Origin of the sequence: Flavobacterium aestivum, assembly GCF_026870175.2 — a bacterium.
In the GTDB taxonomy this organism is placed as follows: Bacteria; Bacteroidota; Bacteroidia; order Flavobacteriales; family Flavobacteriaceae; genus Flavobacterium; species Flavobacterium aestivum.
In genome coordinates, this window is sequence record NZ_CP113977.2 from 3,300,358 (window position 1) to 3,316,598 (window position 16,241).

The 16,241-nt window shown below is 35.7% G+C and carries 17 protein-coding genes; all 17 read right to left on the minus strand.

Going from position 1 to position 16,241, the window contains the following annotated elements; translation table 11 throughout:
• Positions 1-8: 8 nt before the first annotated feature.
• Positions 9-944 carry a PorP/SprF family type IX secretion system membrane protein gene (locus OZP08_RS14095; protein WP_281322146.1) on the minus strand — a complete coding sequence of 312 codons (936 nt, stop codon included), beginning with the start codon at positions 942-944 and terminating at the stop codon, positions 9-11.
• 30 nt (positions 945-974) lie between these two features.
• Positions 975-4,499, minus strand: coding sequence for a gliding motility-associated C-terminal domain-containing protein (locus OZP08_RS14100; RefSeq protein WP_281322147.1), 3,525 nt, complete (start codon positions 4,497-4,499; stop codon positions 975-977).
• A gap of 231 nt (positions 4,500-4,730) precedes the next feature.
• The gene (locus OZP08_RS14105; protein ID WP_281322148.1) at positions 4,731-5,567 is read right to left on the minus strand and encodes a DNA adenine methylase; all 837 of its coding nucleotides are present in this window, start codon (positions 5,565-5,567) and stop codon (positions 4,731-4,733) included.
• Between the two features lie 67 nt (positions 5,568-5,634).
• On the minus strand, positions 5,635-6,723 hold the full coding sequence (locus OZP08_RS14110) for a DNA cytosine methyltransferase (RefSeq protein ID WP_281322149.1): 1,089 nt from the start codon (positions 6,721-6,723) through the stop codon (positions 5,635-5,637).
• Between the two features lie 228 nt (positions 6,724-6,951).
• Positions 6,952-8,139 carry a hypothetical protein gene (locus OZP08_RS14115; RefSeq protein WP_268846723.1) on the minus strand — a complete coding sequence of 396 codons (1,188 nt, stop codon included), beginning with the start codon at positions 8,137-8,139 and terminating at the stop codon, positions 6,952-6,954.
• A 5-nt stretch (positions 8,140-8,144) separates the two neighbouring features.
• On the minus strand, positions 8,145-8,354 hold the full coding sequence (locus tag OZP08_RS14120; protein ID WP_268846724.1) for a hypothetical protein: 210 nt from the start codon (positions 8,352-8,354) through the stop codon (positions 8,145-8,147).
• 3 nt (positions 8,355-8,357) lie between these two features.
• Positions 8,358-8,762 carry a hypothetical protein gene (locus tag OZP08_RS14125; RefSeq protein WP_268846725.1) on the minus strand — a complete coding sequence of 135 codons (405 nt, stop codon included), beginning with the start codon at positions 8,760-8,762 and terminating at the stop codon, positions 8,358-8,360.
• Between the two features lie 16 nt (positions 8,763-8,778).
• A complete protein-coding gene (locus OZP08_RS14130; RefSeq protein WP_281322150.1) occupies positions 8,779-9,618 on the minus strand; it encodes a hypothetical protein in 840 nt (279 codons plus the stop codon).
• Positions 9,615-10,079: a hypothetical protein gene (locus OZP08_RS14135; RefSeq protein ID WP_268846728.1), complete on the minus strand. Its 465-nt coding sequence runs from the start codon at positions 10,077-10,079 to the stop codon at positions 9,615-9,617. Before OZP08_RS14135 ends, OZP08_RS14130 begins: the two co-directional genes overlap by 4 nt.
• Positions 10,069-10,908, minus strand: coding sequence for a nucleotidyltransferase (locus OZP08_RS14140; protein ID WP_281322151.1), 840 nt, complete (start codon positions 10,906-10,908; stop codon positions 10,069-10,071). Before OZP08_RS14140 ends, OZP08_RS14135 begins: the two co-directional genes overlap by 11 nt.
• A complete protein-coding gene (locus OZP08_RS14145) occupies positions 10,908-11,192 on the minus strand; it encodes a hypothetical protein (protein ID WP_268846731.1) in 285 nt (94 codons plus the stop codon). The genes OZP08_RS14140 and OZP08_RS14145 overlap by 1 nt, the downstream gene beginning before the upstream one ends.
• Positions 11,170-11,427 (minus strand): hypothetical protein, encoded by a 258-nt coding sequence (locus OZP08_RS14150; RefSeq protein WP_268846732.1) that lies wholly within the window; start codon positions 11,425-11,427, stop codon positions 11,170-11,172. The genes OZP08_RS14145 and OZP08_RS14150 overlap by 23 nt, the downstream gene beginning before the upstream one ends.
• Positions 11,428-11,470: 43 nt before the next feature.
• Positions 11,471-11,698, minus strand: coding sequence for a hypothetical protein (locus OZP08_RS14155; protein ID WP_281322152.1), 228 nt, complete (start codon positions 11,696-11,698; stop codon positions 11,471-11,473).
• A 7-nt stretch (positions 11,699-11,705) separates the two neighbouring features.
• Positions 11,706-12,227 carry a hypothetical protein gene (locus OZP08_RS14160; protein ID WP_268846734.1) on the minus strand — a complete coding sequence of 174 codons (522 nt, stop codon included), beginning with the start codon at positions 12,225-12,227 and terminating at the stop codon, positions 11,706-11,708.
• Positions 12,227-13,210 (minus strand): hypothetical protein, encoded by a 984-nt coding sequence (locus tag OZP08_RS14165; RefSeq protein WP_281322153.1) that lies wholly within the window; start codon positions 13,208-13,210, stop codon positions 12,227-12,229. The genes OZP08_RS14160 and OZP08_RS14165 overlap by 1 nt, the downstream gene beginning before the upstream one ends.
• Positions 13,194-13,748 carry a DUF6046 domain-containing protein gene (locus OZP08_RS14170; protein ID WP_281322154.1) on the minus strand — a complete coding sequence of 185 codons (555 nt, stop codon included), beginning with the start codon at positions 13,746-13,748 and terminating at the stop codon, positions 13,194-13,196. The genes OZP08_RS14165 and OZP08_RS14170 overlap by 17 nt, the downstream gene beginning before the upstream one ends.
• A gap of 1 nt (position 13,749) precedes the next feature.
• Positions 13,750-16,191 carry a phage tail tape measure protein gene (locus tag OZP08_RS14175; protein ID WP_281322155.1) on the minus strand — a complete coding sequence of 814 codons (2,442 nt, stop codon included), beginning with the start codon at positions 16,189-16,191 and terminating at the stop codon, positions 13,750-13,752.
• Between the last annotated feature and the right edge of the window lie 50 nt (positions 16,192-16,241).

The window sequence follows — 16,241 nt, forward strand, 5'->3', positions numbered from 1 at the left end:
TTTACTTTTTAGAAGAACCTAGGTGATTTATCGTATCCTTTACCTAATAAATCCAAATTATAAAATAATCCAATTTCATGTGAACCTGAATCAAATTGACTAAGATTTGAAACAGTATAATCGTAAGAATAACCAATTCTTAGATTTGGAGTTACATTGACATTCATCAATATACTTGCAGAATCATTAAATCGATAAGCAACCCCAAGCTCAAATTTTTCATTGTACAATACATTCGCCGTTAAATCAACAGATACTGGAGCACCAGTTACGAATATTGCTATGAAAGCCGGTTTTATTTTAAAAGATTCATTAATGTCAAAAACATATCCCCCTGTGAAATAAGTATGAATCTCTTGAGGTCCGAAAGAATTAATGTCCGATCTTTCTTTTATATGTTCAGCTGAAAGTAAGTTTGGAGCCGAAAGTCCAACATAATATTTATCCGTAAAGTAATAAGCTCCTACCCCAATGTTTGGAACTGTTTCATTTACATTTTCTGCAAATGCTTTATCTGTAGCAATATCACCACTATTCAATCTGAAACCATTAAAGTTGGTGCTTATAGAAGTAAAACCTGCTTTTACTCCAAAGGAGAAATTATGTTTTTCATTCAATTGAAGAATATAAGCAAAATCGGCAAAGAAGTTAGTTTCCTTTTTAGCACCATCACCGATATTGTCAGAAATTAAAGAAATTCCAGTTTCTATCTTTTTATTTATGGGAGTATGTGCAAAGACCGTTAGTGTTTTTGGTGCTCCTTCAATTCCTGTCCATTGAGAACGATACAAACTTCCTAAATTAAGAATTGCAGGAGTAGCTGTTGCATAAGCAGGGTTAACTACACTCATATTGTTCATATACTGAGTGAAATGTGGATATTGCTGAGCGGTTACCTTTAGTATGGAAAGGAAAAAAAACACAAGAAGTATTATTTTTTTCATTTGAGTAAAATTATAAGTAAAAAAATGGAATTATCGGTTTAAATAAAGTTTACCTTGTTTTGGAGGCAAATTGTCTTTATTATAATGGATAACATAAAAATAAACTCCTGTAGGTGTATTGCCATCAATAAAATTTGAATTAGAATTTTTTCCGTCCCAATCTGGTTTGTTGATATCTCCTTTGAATAAAACATTTCCATATCTATTGAAAATTTCTAAGGTGTAATTCGGGAATAGAAACTCGATGTCTATAATTTGAAAGGTTTCATTAATCCCGTCTCCATTTGGTGAAAACCCATCTGGAATAAAGAAATTCTCAGGTGTTGCAGTACAATCGGTAAGTGAAACCGTTGCTTCCAATGCATATGAACGACAATTTGTGATTGAAGAAGTATCAATTCCGTAATAGGTAAAGCCTTCTTTAAGTAAATTGCTACTAGGCAGTAGTGTTCCGTTTGTGGCAGCATCATACCAAGCTAGATTTCCAGATGCCGTTGTATTATTGGTTAAGTTTTGAATTGTGGGTTTGTCAACACCGCAAAAATTTTGTCCACTTGGAGTCAAAACTGGAGCAGCAACTGTATTAATAAGAACGCTAATTGGTGTTGCATTTGATTCGCAACCTGTTGTTGCATTCCCTTCTTTTAAAGAATAATTTGCTGTTGTCAAAAGTGCAGTTGAAGCTAATGGTGTTGCATTTGTTGCAGAGTCATACCATTTGTATTGGCTACCGTTTGGAGTCAAATTAGCCACAGTTGCTAAATTGGTTTCGCAAAATTCTTGATTACTAGCTGTTGGGCTATTTGGAATCGAGTTTATTACAAAATTTTTAGGAACAGAATTTATAATCGTTGAACAACTATTTCCTGTATTGGTTAAATCGGTTATGATTAATGTATTATTCCCAGTAGTCGAAAGGGCTGCAGCTGGAATTGAAAAACTAGTATTTCCTGCACTAACAACCAAAGGGATTGTCTGTGAACCAATTGTATTGGCACCCGATACGGCATAACTCAAAGTTATATTAGTTAAAGTTCCTAATCCAGAAAGTTGAACGTTTAAGGGTTGACCTAAACAACCATCTTTTACAGTTACAGCCATACTACTAACATCCGGTAATGCGTTAACAACAAAAACTTTTGGCTGAGTTGAAGTATTCGAGCAATTCGTTAATAAGTTTGTAATACTGGCAATTTCAATTGTTGTGTTTCCTGCTTTTGGGATTAAATTAGGAGCAATGCTAAAAGATGCAAATCCGCTAGTTATGTTTAAGGTTATAGGAACAGCTGTAGCAATATTATTGTCTCTTAGATTGTAACGAATATCATAATTCCCGTCTGCAAGATTAGAATTACCGACGAAATTTACATTTACAGGATAACCTTGGCATACTGGATCAATCATCAAAGTAGTACTGTTAATTTGTGGTGTTGCATTATTTTGCACACTAATCATTTTTAAACTTGATTCACATCCTGTTATTATATTTACTTCCTTTACATAATAATTTCCAGTAATTAAAGGTGTTGTACTAATTAGAGGAACAGTACTAGTAGCCGAATCAAACCATTTATATTGATTTCCTTGTGGATTTAAATTGGCTACCGTTGGATTATTTGATGAGCAAAATTTTTGATCATTGGCAATAGGAATAGATGGTGTTGGATTTACTACAAACGTTGTCTGGTTTCCTGATGCTCTCGAACACCCAGTTAAAGAATTAGTAATATTAACGATAGTAAAAATAGTTGAATCCACTTTTGGAATATCAGTTGCTGGAATATCAAAAGTTGCTTCTCCCGCAACTACAGTTAGAGGTATAGTTTGAAAAGTCCCGTTATTTACTCCCGAAAGACTATAATCAATAATAATGGAAGTCAAGGTTCCTAACCCTTTTAGATTAACAGTTGCTTTGTTACCTTGACATACAGGTTTGATGGTTGTGGCTAAACTCGAAACAACAGGCAATGGGTTTACAATAAAATCTTTAGGAGGAAGTGTTACTGAATTGGTACAGCCTGTAGTTTTATTTGTGATGCCTGTGATGGTAATAGTTGTTGTGCTACTTTTAGGAATTAAAGCAGTAGGAATAGGAAAATCCCCTAGTCCTCCCGAAACATTCATAACTGCATGGATTGCAGTTGCAGTATTACTCCCAGTTAAATTGTAAACAATATCATAACTCCCATCAGTAAGATTTGATGTTCCTAAAAGTCTAACTATTGCATCAGAAGTTTGACAAACTGCATCTATTGTAAGCGTAGCATTATTAATCTTTGGTAACGGAAAAATGGACAAAACAGTATTAGCGGTGGTTCCCATTATATTATTGCAAGCAACTCCTGATTCAATTTTAAAATCTACAATTTCGATAGTATAATCGCTAACCATTTGAAAATCAATCGGTAGAATATCAAATTTTATTACCCCACTACTGCTGTTTGCAGTTGTTTGCTTTGTTACCACTGCTCCTGTAACATGATTGGTAATTTTATAAGTGATTGTGTAACTAGCATCTGCTATACTTTGTGTACCTTGTTTAAGAGTTGCTTTATAAACAATGGTGCTAGCAATTTCATTTTCACAGATATTTGGACCTACTGTAAGAATAGCTCCAGTCAAATCAAGTTGTTTTTCTATAGTTATATCTATAGTTGAAGATTTATCATCGCAGTAAATATTTGCTGATTTTACAGTGTATTCAAATGTATAAGTACCGGCTCCTTTGGTATTGTATATATTTTGAATATCAATAGTTGAATCTGTATCATTACTAATTTCTGAAGTTCCAGTTTTTTCTGACCAAACTCCTCCAGGGTCAGCTCCTGTTAATCGATTGTTTAAATCAAAGTTTGTGTAATTGTTAGTTTTATTAGAACACACAGCAAAATTTTCGAATTTTCCTGGAACAGGGGCTCTAAATATATTAACAGTTACTGTCGACTCTTCAAATGCATTACATGTTGAACCAATTGGTGATAGAACTCTATAGGTATAAGAATAAGTTTTATTTGGAATTGGAACTTTCGTATCGAGGTTGTTTTTTGTTAATCCTCCAGAGTTATCATTATCCGTCCAAATACCATTAATTTGTGGTGATGGTACAGTTATTCCTTTAAAAATTCCAAACAAATTTTCAATTGTATTATTACAAGTGGAACGCTCAGGACCAGGAATTCCTGCATATGCTCCAATAGTCACTGTTATTTGTGCGGTATCAGTACATCCTAATCCATCAGAAACGGTATAGATATATTTGTAAATACCACTTTTAGTAATTAGTTGAGCATTTAGAATACCGGTTGTACTATTTAAACCTCCCGATTTATCAACATCTGTCCAAATTCCTCCAGATGTATGAGAGCCTAATTGTAAATTCAAATCTATAGATTTGCTCGAATTATCTGCAATATTACAAACATTTAAAGTGTTATTATCACTTCCAGCAATTCCCGCACACTGAGCATTTACATTAATGGAACAAAAAAAAAGTATAAAGACACTTAAATAAATAGATAAAGGAGATGGGCAAGGGATAGGTAATTTTACTGCCATAAGTTGTGTTAAATTTCTTCAAAAATAAGCTATTTCGAATAAATTAACCTAATGACCACATGTTTTTAATGTTTAAAAGTTAAAAAAATAACAAATTATTTCTTTTTTATACCATAAACAAAAAAAGCGCCGCTAATAATCGCGAAAATTCGGAATGTACATTTTTACAATTCGGAATGTTCACAATTTTTTTCAAAAATAATGAAAAACGCCCGTATATGGGCGTTTTTTTTATGTGGTAGTTGTATACCATTGTTTGTGTAGCATTATGTCCGTATAAGTGGCTACATTGTTGAGCTGGGCGTTTAGTTCAACCTTTGAAGCTCCTGCAAACGGATTACTTAGCGGGGTTTTGGTTTCAACCCATTCGCAAAGCTCAATAATAGACGATTTATTTGATGTAAAGTAAAAATAATTAGTGTTATCCAATACCTGTAAAACATCTAAATAATCACGCAATTTCCAGTAACTTTTATACGTTCCGGCTTCAGTCGATAAATACGGTGGGTCAGCCAAAAACACAACGTTTTCAGCATTCTTATACTGGTCAAACAAAGTCTTATAATCTTTTTGGACAACTTCTAACCTTTCCAAATAACCGTCTGCGTTATACTCTGTTTGCCTGATGCAATTATACAAACTAGACGTTTTTATCTGCTTTAGCGATGTGGCATACTTCATTGAAAACATAATTGAGCTTGACAAAGTGATATAATCAATATAACCGACCATTGCTTCAGCTTCAATTCGTGCGATAACTTTATCACGCGCATCACCAGTAATTTGTTTGTCCTTTGGCCAGTCTTTCAATATGATGCGCAAATCAGCAATTAAAACGTTTGTTTTGCTAATGTTTTCAAGACGTTCACGATAATTGTCGAAATCATTGTAAACAACTTTTGCATCGGGATATAACGCCTTAACCGTATGCGAAAGTAGTCCGCTACCACCAAATAAATCGACATAAATAGCGTTTTTTGGGTAATCTTTTAAAGCTGTTTTAAACTCGTTTAAAAATCTTCTTTTTTGCCCCATAAATGGCAGGGGTGCTGAGTTGTATTTTTTCATTTTTATGTTACTTTTTTGAGTTTTTAGTTTGATTAAATGATTGGTTTTTACTATCTTTACATAGTAATCATGTGTTAAATATTACACTCCATTCATTGTAAATTCTGTTTGCAATATGTGCCATCATTAATGGAGGTACTGACATCCCTAATACATACTGAATCTTTGCGCATTTGTTGCTTCCAAAGTCATAATCAAGGGGGAAACTTTGTGCTAAAATCATTTCAACTGAGTTCATACGTCTTGGTTCGTCAAATAGTGTAAGCTTAGAGCCTTCACTACTAGCGATAGTAGGAATTGGTTTATGCCCATACACAAATGAGCTATTGAAATTTGAGCATCGGTTTTCTGTGCGCTCCAACACATAAGCGTAAGTTCTATCACCATAAATCCTACTATCCCATATCCTTTGGTCATGATCTGTCCAATTAGCATCATTTAAGCCTTTTGTGCGTATTTTATCGAACGGAATAGGTTCAAGTCCGTATTTCATATTTAAGGCTGGGAAATCGCCAAAAAGTAGCCCGAATGGTTTAGGTAATCGATCTGCTAAATCTTTCCTTATTGCAATAAAGAAAACACGCTCCCTTCTTTGTGGTACTTCCATTTGTGAACTGTCAAGCTCAAACTCCTGAACCAAGTACCCGGCTTTATCAAATGCTGTCAAAATTTTGCGTACATAATCCCTGGCATTACCTTTCAAAATTCCCGAAACATTTTCGGCCAATACTATTTTAGGCTGAAGCTTTTCGGCTAGTTCGATAAAATCAAAAAACAGAGTATCTAAAACTTGTTCTGCCTGTCCTTCTTTGAATTTCTTTTCTTTACCCCAATCTTTTTCACGATTACCAGCCATTGAAAAAGAGCTACACGGTGGCGACCCGTCCAATATATCAAGCTCATAAAGTTCAGGTGGCAAGTCAGTTCGGTTTTTGAATGTTTGGATACCTTCGATAAAAGTAAACTTTGGGTTGTGATTTCTTAGGTAGAGTTCCGCCATACGTGGGTCGATTTCATTGATACCGATAACATCGAAGCCTGCAAGCTTGTAACCCATTGTAGAACCACCTCCACAGGCAAAGCAACTAAATACTTTGCCCTTGTTTTTAGAAAATAAGGCGTCTGCCAATTTCCATCGGTAATTAAATGTTTCCATTCGTTGTTTGATTGATGATTGATGATTATATTTGCACCTCTCACATCTTAAAAAGTTATAAATGCAATAAAGCCACAACCAGAAGACTTATGTCCTCCGACTGTAGCTTTATTGCAACAATTTTAATTAAGATGTGAGAGTTTTTTTTAAATGTTGGAGGACTATTTTTTACTTCCAATTGTCCTTCTGAGAAGCCAGTCTATTTAGAAATATCCAGTAAACCTTACATTACACGACTTGTTGTTTCTTATAACTAAATATTGCCGCTCCTGTATAGCTTCCGGTAGTAGTTCCTTGAAAATAAAAAGTAGCTTTTTCGTTATTAACAATTTTGACAGAGCCTACAAGCATGTTGTCCCCAAATAGAGTTATAGTTCCTACAAATGTATCAGAGAAACTACTATTGCTAAGTATAGGTAAAGTAAAATCTATATAGCCAAATCCAGCCGTTGTGATGTTTAAAGCTAGAGGTACAGTAACGGTTACAACATCTTTTACTTGAGTATAAGAACCTTGTTGAGTAGAAGATGAATCTTCTAATTGGTACGGGTTTGAAAAGGTAGGAACAAAGACATTAGAGCTAAAATCCAAGTCGCTTGTCAATGCTATAACCTTAACCCCAGTTACATCAGGGAAATTAAATGTAGCAGTACCGTTGGAAGCTTTAGCTAAATTTATCTTGTTTATCTTAGTTCCGTTGGTGTACTTCAATTCTCCTGAGTTACTTATATTAACACTACCAGTGCCATCTGAAGTCTGAAAACCTAAAGAGTTTAATGTAAAAAAATGATTACCAGAATTTAACCAAGAAATACCCTCAGACCATGTTAGTCTTAACTGCTCACTGGTACCAACTTTTTTTAATGTTATGCCGTGGCTAGACTCATCATTTACCCCTAAAACATTGTCTAAACCACTAGGAGGTGGCAAATCACTTGTGGTAGCTAACGTATGTGTTCCTACTTTAAAGGGAACTCTAATATCTGAAAAACCTACAGTACTAGGATTTAAGGTTAATCTATTCTGACTACTTGTAGTATAGTCAGAAACTTCAAGATAGATATTACCATCATTTACTCTTATAGTAGAATGTAATTCTGATTCTGAATTATCATCAGAAGAGATTCTAACACCTTGATTTTCTATCGCCAAAACCCTCTCAAAATCTCCGTTTCTTACAGTAAAATTTGTAAAGGTAATACCTTTACCTACGCTCATAATATCAGCGTAACTATCTCCTACCTCTGCATGAGTTCCTATATTTAGAACACCTTGAAAATCCTGAGTACCCCCAGGACTTGGAAAAGGAATTTGTTTTACATCACCATCTTCATTTATACACAATGCGTTGTGTGCTGGACTTCCTGACGGTACTTCCTTAAAATTTAATTCTGTTTTAAATGTTTGTTTAGCCATTTTATTTAATTAAAAGTTACTTCTGAAATGTCTTTAGTTTCTATAATTTCAGTTTTGGTTATTTTTTTGAATGCAACTACTCCATTTACAAATGAGAGTGTAATTTGTTCTTTATCATTCTCCGAATTAGTGATAGTTATACAATCACTTGTAATGATTTCTTCTAATTTTTCAAGCCTTTTATTTAGCTTTTTTAATTTTTTAAGTGTTTTCATATTCTAAAATTCCAGTTGATTAATTATTTTAAAACTATTTAATAATGAGGTATCGCCACCTAAATATTCGCCATTGATAAATTGACCTTCAACAATTCCCATCACAAAATCAGTACGTTCTAAAATATCAGGATTTGAACCTCGTTTGAAGATTATAAAATCGCCAATTACAACTATCCTAACTTTTGCAAACAATTCATGATGCGCATTTTTATTAATCAAATGATCGTCCAAAACCGCTTTACTGGCTTTACCATTAAGTAAAGCATCCATTCCCTCTATACTTGAAGCTGGTATTTTATCGTTCTTATGCCAAAAGGAATCCCAAGTATCCCAAAATTGTTCTTGGTTGGGCTTTAATCCCGTCCTAAACCAGTTTTTTATAACGTTTAAGCTTACTATTGCCATTTTTGTATATTGATTATTATTTTGACACTAAAATAAAGTTGAAGTCTAACGCTTGAACCCCTCCCATATCATCTACACCTAGTATAAAGCAATTATGCTCTCTACTGAATATAATATAGGATGTACCAATATCTATTGATCTATTCCCATTCCTACCTTCTAAAGAACCTAATACAGCATAGTTTGCCGTACCTACACTAGGAAATGTAATCAAGTATGTTGATTCTCCAATCGGGTCCCCAAGAGTAAAAAATCCTTTGTATAGTATTTCTGATTTTGGGATTGTTGGCATTGTTGGTTTGTTTTTAACATATGCATCATTATTCACATCCGTTACATTCATATCAGCCTGTACATTTACTTCCGCACCTCGTGCAATTGTACCTAGTTTTTCCTCAATTACTCCGACCCTTTGCTCAATTACCCCAACCCTTTGTATGAGTGAGTCAACCACGGTTTTTTCGGCTTTTTTCGCCAGTTCTTCCACTATCAGCGAAGTCGGAAAAGCACGTTTGAAACTTGTCCAGGGAAAGGAAGTGGTAGCCACTCCAAAAGTGGCATAACGGGTATAATACACCTCATTAACATTGCCGTTTTCAAACTCCTTGCTTTGAGCTTGCTGTACAATAATCACATTGGTATCTACAATACCCGAACGAAACTCGAGTACTTCGCCATTGATATATACAACGCCATCGCTTACGGTAGAACCTGTAAGCGTACAACCTTTTATAATGACCATGTCTCCCGCCAATGCTCCCAAACCATTATACAACTTGTAAGCCGTTTGCATTTGGTCGAGTACATCAACATCCATCGGAAAACCTCCAGCTTGTATGAAATTAAATGAATTCATATTACTTCTATTTTATATCGTTTGCCACCTGCTTTATAAAACTCAATCAAGGCTTTTAATTCATAAGGTGAAGTGTTAATTATTTCTTGTGGTGCATAAACTATAAAATCGACACCGGTGTCAGCATAATCTGAATTTTGCCACAGGAACATAGTTCCCAAATATCTCGGTCGGTTTTCTCCTTTGGTATAGAGATATTGCCGTTTATGTCGATTACCGTCGCCTATGTATATACGTCTTCGTGAAACGTCCAGCTTATCATTTAGTACTTTTCTTAAGTAGCATATCTGCCCTGTGTGCTGTACTTTATACAAATTGTCATTCCTGAAAATCGACCATTTGTAATACAAAGAATCAATCGGGACCAGGAGCGATTGTAAATACGCTACTAATAATGGCTTTCGCAAAAAAGTTGGAAGCATCAATACCGCCAATCGATTAAAATCTACTTTATACCACATACGTTATATTGTCAAAATTTGCCACCTCATAGTAGCCGCTTTCTGGAATTCCTTTTACATTAACGGGCTGTGGCGTTCCATAACCTCCAATCGTTGGGTCTATCCAACAGGATTGCACTGCTAGAATATTCGGAATTCTAACCCCTTCCACCTTTTGCAACTTATCTATGAGATGTGCCAGAACCAACTCCCCGTTAAAGGGTAATTCTTTCATATACTCACTTATTGCCTTTTCAACTGGTCTACCACCGTTTAAAATCGAATTCCCAGAAGCATCTATCAATAAAGGGTCTCTGTAAATTTGTAAAGTCAAATACAAGCGATCAGGTAAATAATTAATAACCGTAACCTTTACACCTGCGTAACGCACTTCATCTATATACGTATCGAAAGCGTTGCGTTGCACATTGGTAATAGGAGCAAGAACACCGCCCTTTTCTCCTGCTATTTTAATGATGACCCGACTATCTTTCGATCCTTCAATAACTGCTGCATATTTCACAATTTTACTTGCTTCAATTTGTTCATCGGTGGCGGTTCCGTTGTTAAACTTATCGCTGTCAGGCATTAAGTCAAACCCGTATTGAAATGCCAATGCCATAGTTCTATACCAAGGAAGCGTGCCGCTTTTTTGTTCTAATAATTCGGTTTGAAGTTCTTTTTTATGAATATCAAAAAGGGTTTCAAGTGTCCAAATTCCAAAGGAAACCACAAACACAATCAAACGATATATAGCCACTTTACTTTGTGAAGTCAACCCTGCTAAATTTTCATTTGCTGTAATACTCCCAAAAATTTCGTTTTGTATTTCTGTTACTGTTCTTGCCATTATCTTACCGTAAAATTTGTTTCTATTATCATACTTCCTATACCTACTGTAGGATAAACCGTTTCATTAATCGAAACTGATGTAGCCGGAATGTTTTTTAATGCAACTAATATTCTAGCATTTTTAGGTAAATCAGGAACATCAATAAAAGTCCCTGCAGGAACATCAATAGTAAGTGAACTATTGTTTTGCAAAGCCAAAGTCAAAGCATAGTCAATTGTTCCGTAAATCCAAACAGAAATATCAAACCAAGATTGATTATTATGTGTTTGCAGTTGTGTCATAGTTTCCAATTACTTCTATACCCGTTGGGGTAATGGTTAAATCATTCAATACAAATCCATCAGCTTCTAACTGAACACGGATGTCCCTGTTTAAAAATCTATCTATTACACCGCTTTTAGCTTTATGTAAATTCGCTCCAAGTTCAGGGTTTTCTTTCCATTGGCCTTGCTCACTTTTTAAAATCAGTTCTACGTGTTGGGCTTCGGAGCCGTCTACAACGAAATCACCGTTCATAAACATTAAATCGCCATCCTGGTCTAATAATAAATCGTTCATATCAACTTATCATTACGCTATTCAAGTTTCCTGTAACTGGTCCACCACCGCTTGGAGCTATAAGCCCACTTGTATAGGTTATTTTCAATTCTTTTATTTCTTCAATAACTGCCTGAGCAATTTTGTCACTAATTCTTTCTAACGAAGCATTATGATCTAATTGCTCAGTTTGTTCAGCTTGAAAGGCTGCTTTTATTTTATTCTTTAATCTTACCTCGTTTAAAGCCATTTTAAAATCATTTTAAAAATTGATTAAATCGGTTTTCTATATCTATGAACTGCTGAAGGTTTATGAGCTGAATTGTAGGCCCATTATTCGTTGTGAATTTCATTGCCTTAATAGCTTTCAACAAATCACCCATTAGCTTTTTCATTGTTTCATTTTCTTTCTTCAGTAAAAAACCGTCCTGGTCTATCTCGAAAATGGTATTATCTTTTTTAAGTGTTAACTTATTTTCGTCCATTTCAAAAGTGGAGTTTTGAATTTTTACAGTCAAAACTTCAATTTCACCAGTATTGGCAATTACCGCAGTTTCTTTATTAATGAAAATCACACACACCAAGCTTCCAACTTTTGGTATTTGCAAAATCCCGCCGTTATCACTATCCGCCTGAAGATATACATCGAATAATTTAGCAGAACCGTCCAAAGGGATAACATCACACGTTTTTTCTTCCGTATCTACCTTTTCGACTGTACCGACTTTGGCATATACTTCATCGTCAGTTTTCGCTAAACTTTGAATAATTTCTTTCATTACTTAACTTCTACACTTAAAGGCTGTCCAAGCTCTATCTTTTGACGGAAACCATTCATACCAAATTCAATTTCATTTTTCTTAACTAAATAGATTCCGCTATTTCCATCGCTGGCATAAATTTCAACATCATCGCATTTTTTTACCATTAGTTGCCCAAACGTTTCAAAGCTTCCTTTAAAACCACTTTGCTTATACCTTTCTAAAGCCTGGTTAGCATATTTTTTTAATTCAGCTTCATTTAATCCATCAATACGGATTTTAATTACATCACCGTCGCTGTCGCCTACTTCGACGTAGTTTTTTTTATGCTTTGCGCCAAAACTTGTCGCTTCTACTTTGGCTCTGATTTCTTCCTTTTCCCTATACTCAAAATTTTCGGAAACAATATTTTTCCCGTGTTTGAATAGTATTTTGTTTTTTGCATCAGTTGGATAACTCAACCCAACGTACATCACACTTTTATTATCTACGGTTCTGAAGTACGATTGAAGCATGTGCTTTTCCTTCAGTTCCTGTAATGCTTCTGCCACGGTAGGCTTAGTTACCCGATAAAGTCCTAAAGGAATGTTTTCAATCAATTTAAAATCCATTCCAGTACCGGAAAGCAAATCGCTAATCACATCTTTAAGCATAGCCTTTTTATACGATTGCGGTTTTGCTTTTTTTTGCTTCAGTATAAACATTCCATCTTCACACTTAATCTTTACCGGGTTCTTAGCGTCCACCGTTCTTATGAAGCCTGTAAAACGTATATCTAACTCATCATTATAACCTAATTTTACAGTAATTTTATCGCCTCTTTTTATGGGTGGCTTATCGGTTCCGTTGTCAGCACCTTCCCATTTTATTTTTTTTGGTAGTTCAATTTCGCAGGTATCAGTTAAGGTGGTCACATCTTCAACAATTTTGCAAGATGCTACCGCATTAAAAGCCCAAGTTTTGTCACCCGCGATAATTATTTCACTACTTAACTTTAACATTGTCCTGTTTTAACTTAATTTCATAAGGCGTATCTGAAAGCATCGAAATACTCACACCTTGTCTGTTACTATGCGTTTCCTGGACTAAATTGTAATTTTTGACAACTGCGGAGCGAATTCCGAAAATTTCTAAAAAATCGCTTTGAACTTCTATCGCATCTTTAAGCTTTAAATACTTGTGCAACGCCCTAATTTTGTCCGCTGGGTAATCATAACTTGCTTGCGTTTCGTCACCTTCTCTGTAATTGTTTATCCCTGCTTCAATTGATATGGAATAATCCCCGTCACTTATATATTCCTTAATTGTACCGTCTCTTCCTTGCAAAGCTGTGGTAACTATATTTTTTTCCTGATTAATACTGATTACGCATTCGATGAACTCAAAATCTTGTAACCCTTTGTAACGGAATCCCAACGAGGTTAACCAGTAAGAACCCATTAAATCGGGAATCTCTTCAAATGGAGCTCGTCCGTCCGTTTCAGTGGGTTTAAAAGGTTTTGCAAATTGAAATGCTAATCTGAAATCTGTGTTTTCCATTTTAATCTTCTAATGCTAAAGTGTAATCCGCTACACCTGTTAATAATGCTTCCCTTACAGCTCTTACAATCGCTTCTTTATCCATTGACATGCCGTTTTGATTGTAAATATTAATCGTTTCAACAAGCTTTGTAATACTTAAATTCCCGACTGTTTTACCGCCTTTACCTTCGCCTTTTTCTTTTACAGATTTGGCAGCAACTCCGCCAATGGTTCCAGCTTTTGGAACTGATCCTTTTGTTACATCAAACATATTGGCGACATCCATTCCGCCCGGCTTAATTTTGCTGTCCGGTTTCGCTTTTGACTTATCGTCTTTGTCTTTCGGGTGGTCTTTATCAAAGCTTGCAGCTCCTTTTTTCTCACCTTCTTTGTACGCCGCTTTTACGTCGGTCATTCCTTCACTTGAAAACAACGATTTCAAAAGTTTTTTAATCGGTGAGAATACTGCGGAAAGCTTGTCCATGATTTTATCAAATAACCCTACAATCCAATCCCAAACACTACTAAAAGCGTTTTTAATTGGCTGTATCAGCCATTCATCAATGAAGCTTACAAAACCCGAAAAAACAGTGCTAAACCATTGCCACAAACCACTAAAAAAAGAACCTATTGCCTGTAACGCAGCGCTTACTTGTTCAACTATCCAATTAAAAACCCCGACAATGAAATCTTTAATTGTTGTGAAGATTGCGACCGCTTGTTCATAATACCACACAAATACTGATACAATACCATTGAAAACCCATTTTACAAAGTCAAATATTTTGCTCCAAACGAATTTGAATACATTCCAGTAAGCCATGAAAATTGGTTTTACAATCTGATTCCAAACACGATCTACAACGACACCGATGTTATGAAAAACTGCTTTACCAGCTTCCCAAACTCCGAAGAGTATTTCACGGAATCGTTTTGAGTGGTCCCACAGTAATTTTATAATTACTATTATGGCCGTTATTGCCGCAATTATCCACCCAATTACAGGTATATTCATTATGGCGATTGAAAAGGCTCTTACACCACCTGAAGCGCTTAACATTGCATTACGGACTGAACCGACTGCACTTGAATAGATTCTTGACGCAATTGCTCCAATAGTCATTTGTGCATTTATGGACATAATCTTTTCACGATACCAGGAAGCAATCCTTCCACCAATTCCCATACCTACGGTATTTGTAGCAGTGGCAACCGTATCAGCTTCAGTGGCCACAGTTTTAACAAACAAGTTCGGAAGGAATGCTTCAAGCGTGGACTTTAAAGCGATGTAACCTCTCGAAGCTTCACCAACGGCAGCCATACCCGAAAATATTTGTTGAGTAGCCGGAAGCATCGATTCAGTAAGGTTAAAAAAGCTGATTTTTACGTCTTCAAGTTTTGCCTTCCATCGGTTCATTTGTTCCTGGTAGCTACCCATTACCACATTAGCCTGGTCAACTGCTGAATTTGTGTTTGTGATTTGTTTAGCCAATTCGTCAGCGGTATCAGCTCCTTTAATCATTGCAATACCAGCGGCCATGTTTTCTTTACCGAAAACTTTAGTCATTAAAGCGGTATCGTTCATTACCGGACGAAGCAATCTTAAACGGTTTGTTAATGGGATGCTTGCATCTGCTAATTTCAAAGTGCTAATTCCGTATTGTTTTAAACCTTCAGTAGCATCTTTACTTGCGAACCTTCCTTCAGACAAAGTGGTTAAAACGTTTCGTAAAGCGACACCGCCTTCAGAACCTTTTTTACCTGCCTTATCTAAAAGCTGAATTTGGGCGTTTGTTTCCACAAAGCTTAATCCTGTTGTTTTGGCGACCATTCCGACTTGTTCCAAGGCTGACTGAATTTGTGGCAATTCTGCTGAACCGGCTTGCGCACCGGCAGCCATAACGTTCATCATGTCCGCCATAACTTTTGCGGCTGCAATTGGGTTTTCAGTACTTACACCGAATTGGTTCATCGCGGTTGTCAAAACGTTTGTAGCCGCCACAGAATCACCGCCCATCGACTTGGATAACACGTTTACGTTATTACCCATTATTTTCATAGCTTCAGCATTTTTGGCGATTGCTGGGTCAAGCTGTGAAAGGATTAATTTGTATGATTCAACGTTAGCAGAAGCATCAGTCCCAAATGTTTTGGCTGTGCTTCGTGCTGCCATTTCAATACTTTTAAGAGCGTCACTGGTTACGTTTGTAATGGCCGATAGTTCGGACATTTGAGAATTTAGAGTAATTCCCGGTTGAATTACTTCATCTAAATTTTGTTTTAATTGATTGAACCCGTCAGCAGCTAAATTGACTGATAAAAGCGCCTTATAACAATCACCGAAAACCTTCGTGGTTTTTTGAGTAGATTCCTGAATTTCATTAAGCCCTGTATTTATTCCACTAAAGACAGCATTGCCGTTTGTGGTAAATTGTAGGCCAAAAGGTAAAACAGTACTCATTTTTTGTTATCTTTGAATAATCAATTAATTATTTGATATGGTGCGTTATA

Bases quoted from the DNA above. Each gene is read 5' to 3' on its own strand.
- OZP08_RS14095 (WP_281322146.1), bottom strand. From the start codon at position 944: ATGAAAAAAATAATACTTCTTGTGTTTTTTTTCCTTTCCATACTAAAG.
- OZP08_RS14100 (WP_281322147.1), bottom strand. From the start codon at position 4,499: ATGGCAGTAAAATTACCTATCCCTTGCCCATCTCCTTTATCTATTTAT.
- OZP08_RS14105 (WP_281322148.1), bottom strand. From the start codon at position 5,567: ATGAAAAAATACAACTCAGCACCCCTGCCATTTATGGGGCAAAAAAGA.
- OZP08_RS14110 (WP_281322149.1), bottom strand. From the start codon at position 6,723: ATGGAAACATTTAATTACCGATGGAAATTGGCAGACGCCTTATTTTCT.
- OZP08_RS14115 (WP_268846723.1), bottom strand. From the start codon at position 8,139: ATGGCTAAACAAACATTTAAAACAGAATTAAATTTTAAGGAAGTACCG.
- OZP08_RS14120 (WP_268846724.1), bottom strand. From the start codon at position 8,354: ATGAAAACACTTAAAAAATTAAAAAAGCTAAATAAAAGGCTTGAAAAA.
- OZP08_RS14125 (WP_268846725.1), bottom strand. From the start codon at position 8,762: ATGGCAATAGTAAGCTTAAACGTTATAAAAAACTGGTTTAGGACGGGA.
- OZP08_RS14130 (WP_281322150.1), bottom strand. From the start codon at position 9,618: ATGAATTCATTTAATTTCATACAAGCTGGAGGTTTTCCGATGGATGTT.
- OZP08_RS14135 (WP_268846728.1), bottom strand. From the start codon at position 10,079: ATGTGGTATAAAGTAGATTTTAATCGATTGGCGGTATTGATGCTTCCA.
- OZP08_RS14140 (WP_281322151.1), bottom strand. From the start codon at position 10,908: ATGGCAAGAACAGTAACAGAAATACAAAACGAAATTTTTGGGAGTATT.
- OZP08_RS14145 (WP_268846731.1), bottom strand. From the start codon at position 11,192: ATGACACAACTGCAAACACATAATAATCAATCTTGGTTTGATATTTCT.
- OZP08_RS14150 (WP_268846732.1), bottom strand. From the start codon at position 11,427: ATGAACGGTGATTTCGTTGTAGACGGCTCCGAAGCCCAACACGTAGAA.
- OZP08_RS14155 (WP_281322152.1), bottom strand. From the start codon at position 11,698: ATGGCTTTAAACGAGGTAAGATTAAAGAATAAAATAAAAGCAGCCTTT.
- OZP08_RS14160 (WP_268846734.1), bottom strand. From the start codon at position 12,227: ATGAAAGAAATTATTCAAAGTTTAGCGAAAACTGACGATGAAGTATAT.
- OZP08_RS14165 (WP_281322153.1), bottom strand. From the start codon at position 13,210: ATGTTAAAGTTAAGTAGTGAAATAATTATCGCGGGTGACAAAACTTGG.
- OZP08_RS14170 (WP_281322154.1), bottom strand. From the start codon at position 13,748: ATGGAAAACACAGATTTCAGATTAGCATTTCAATTTGCAAAACCTTTT.
- OZP08_RS14175 (WP_281322155.1), bottom strand. From the start codon at position 16,191: ATGAGTACTGTTTTACCTTTTGGCCTACAATTTACCACAAACGGCAAT.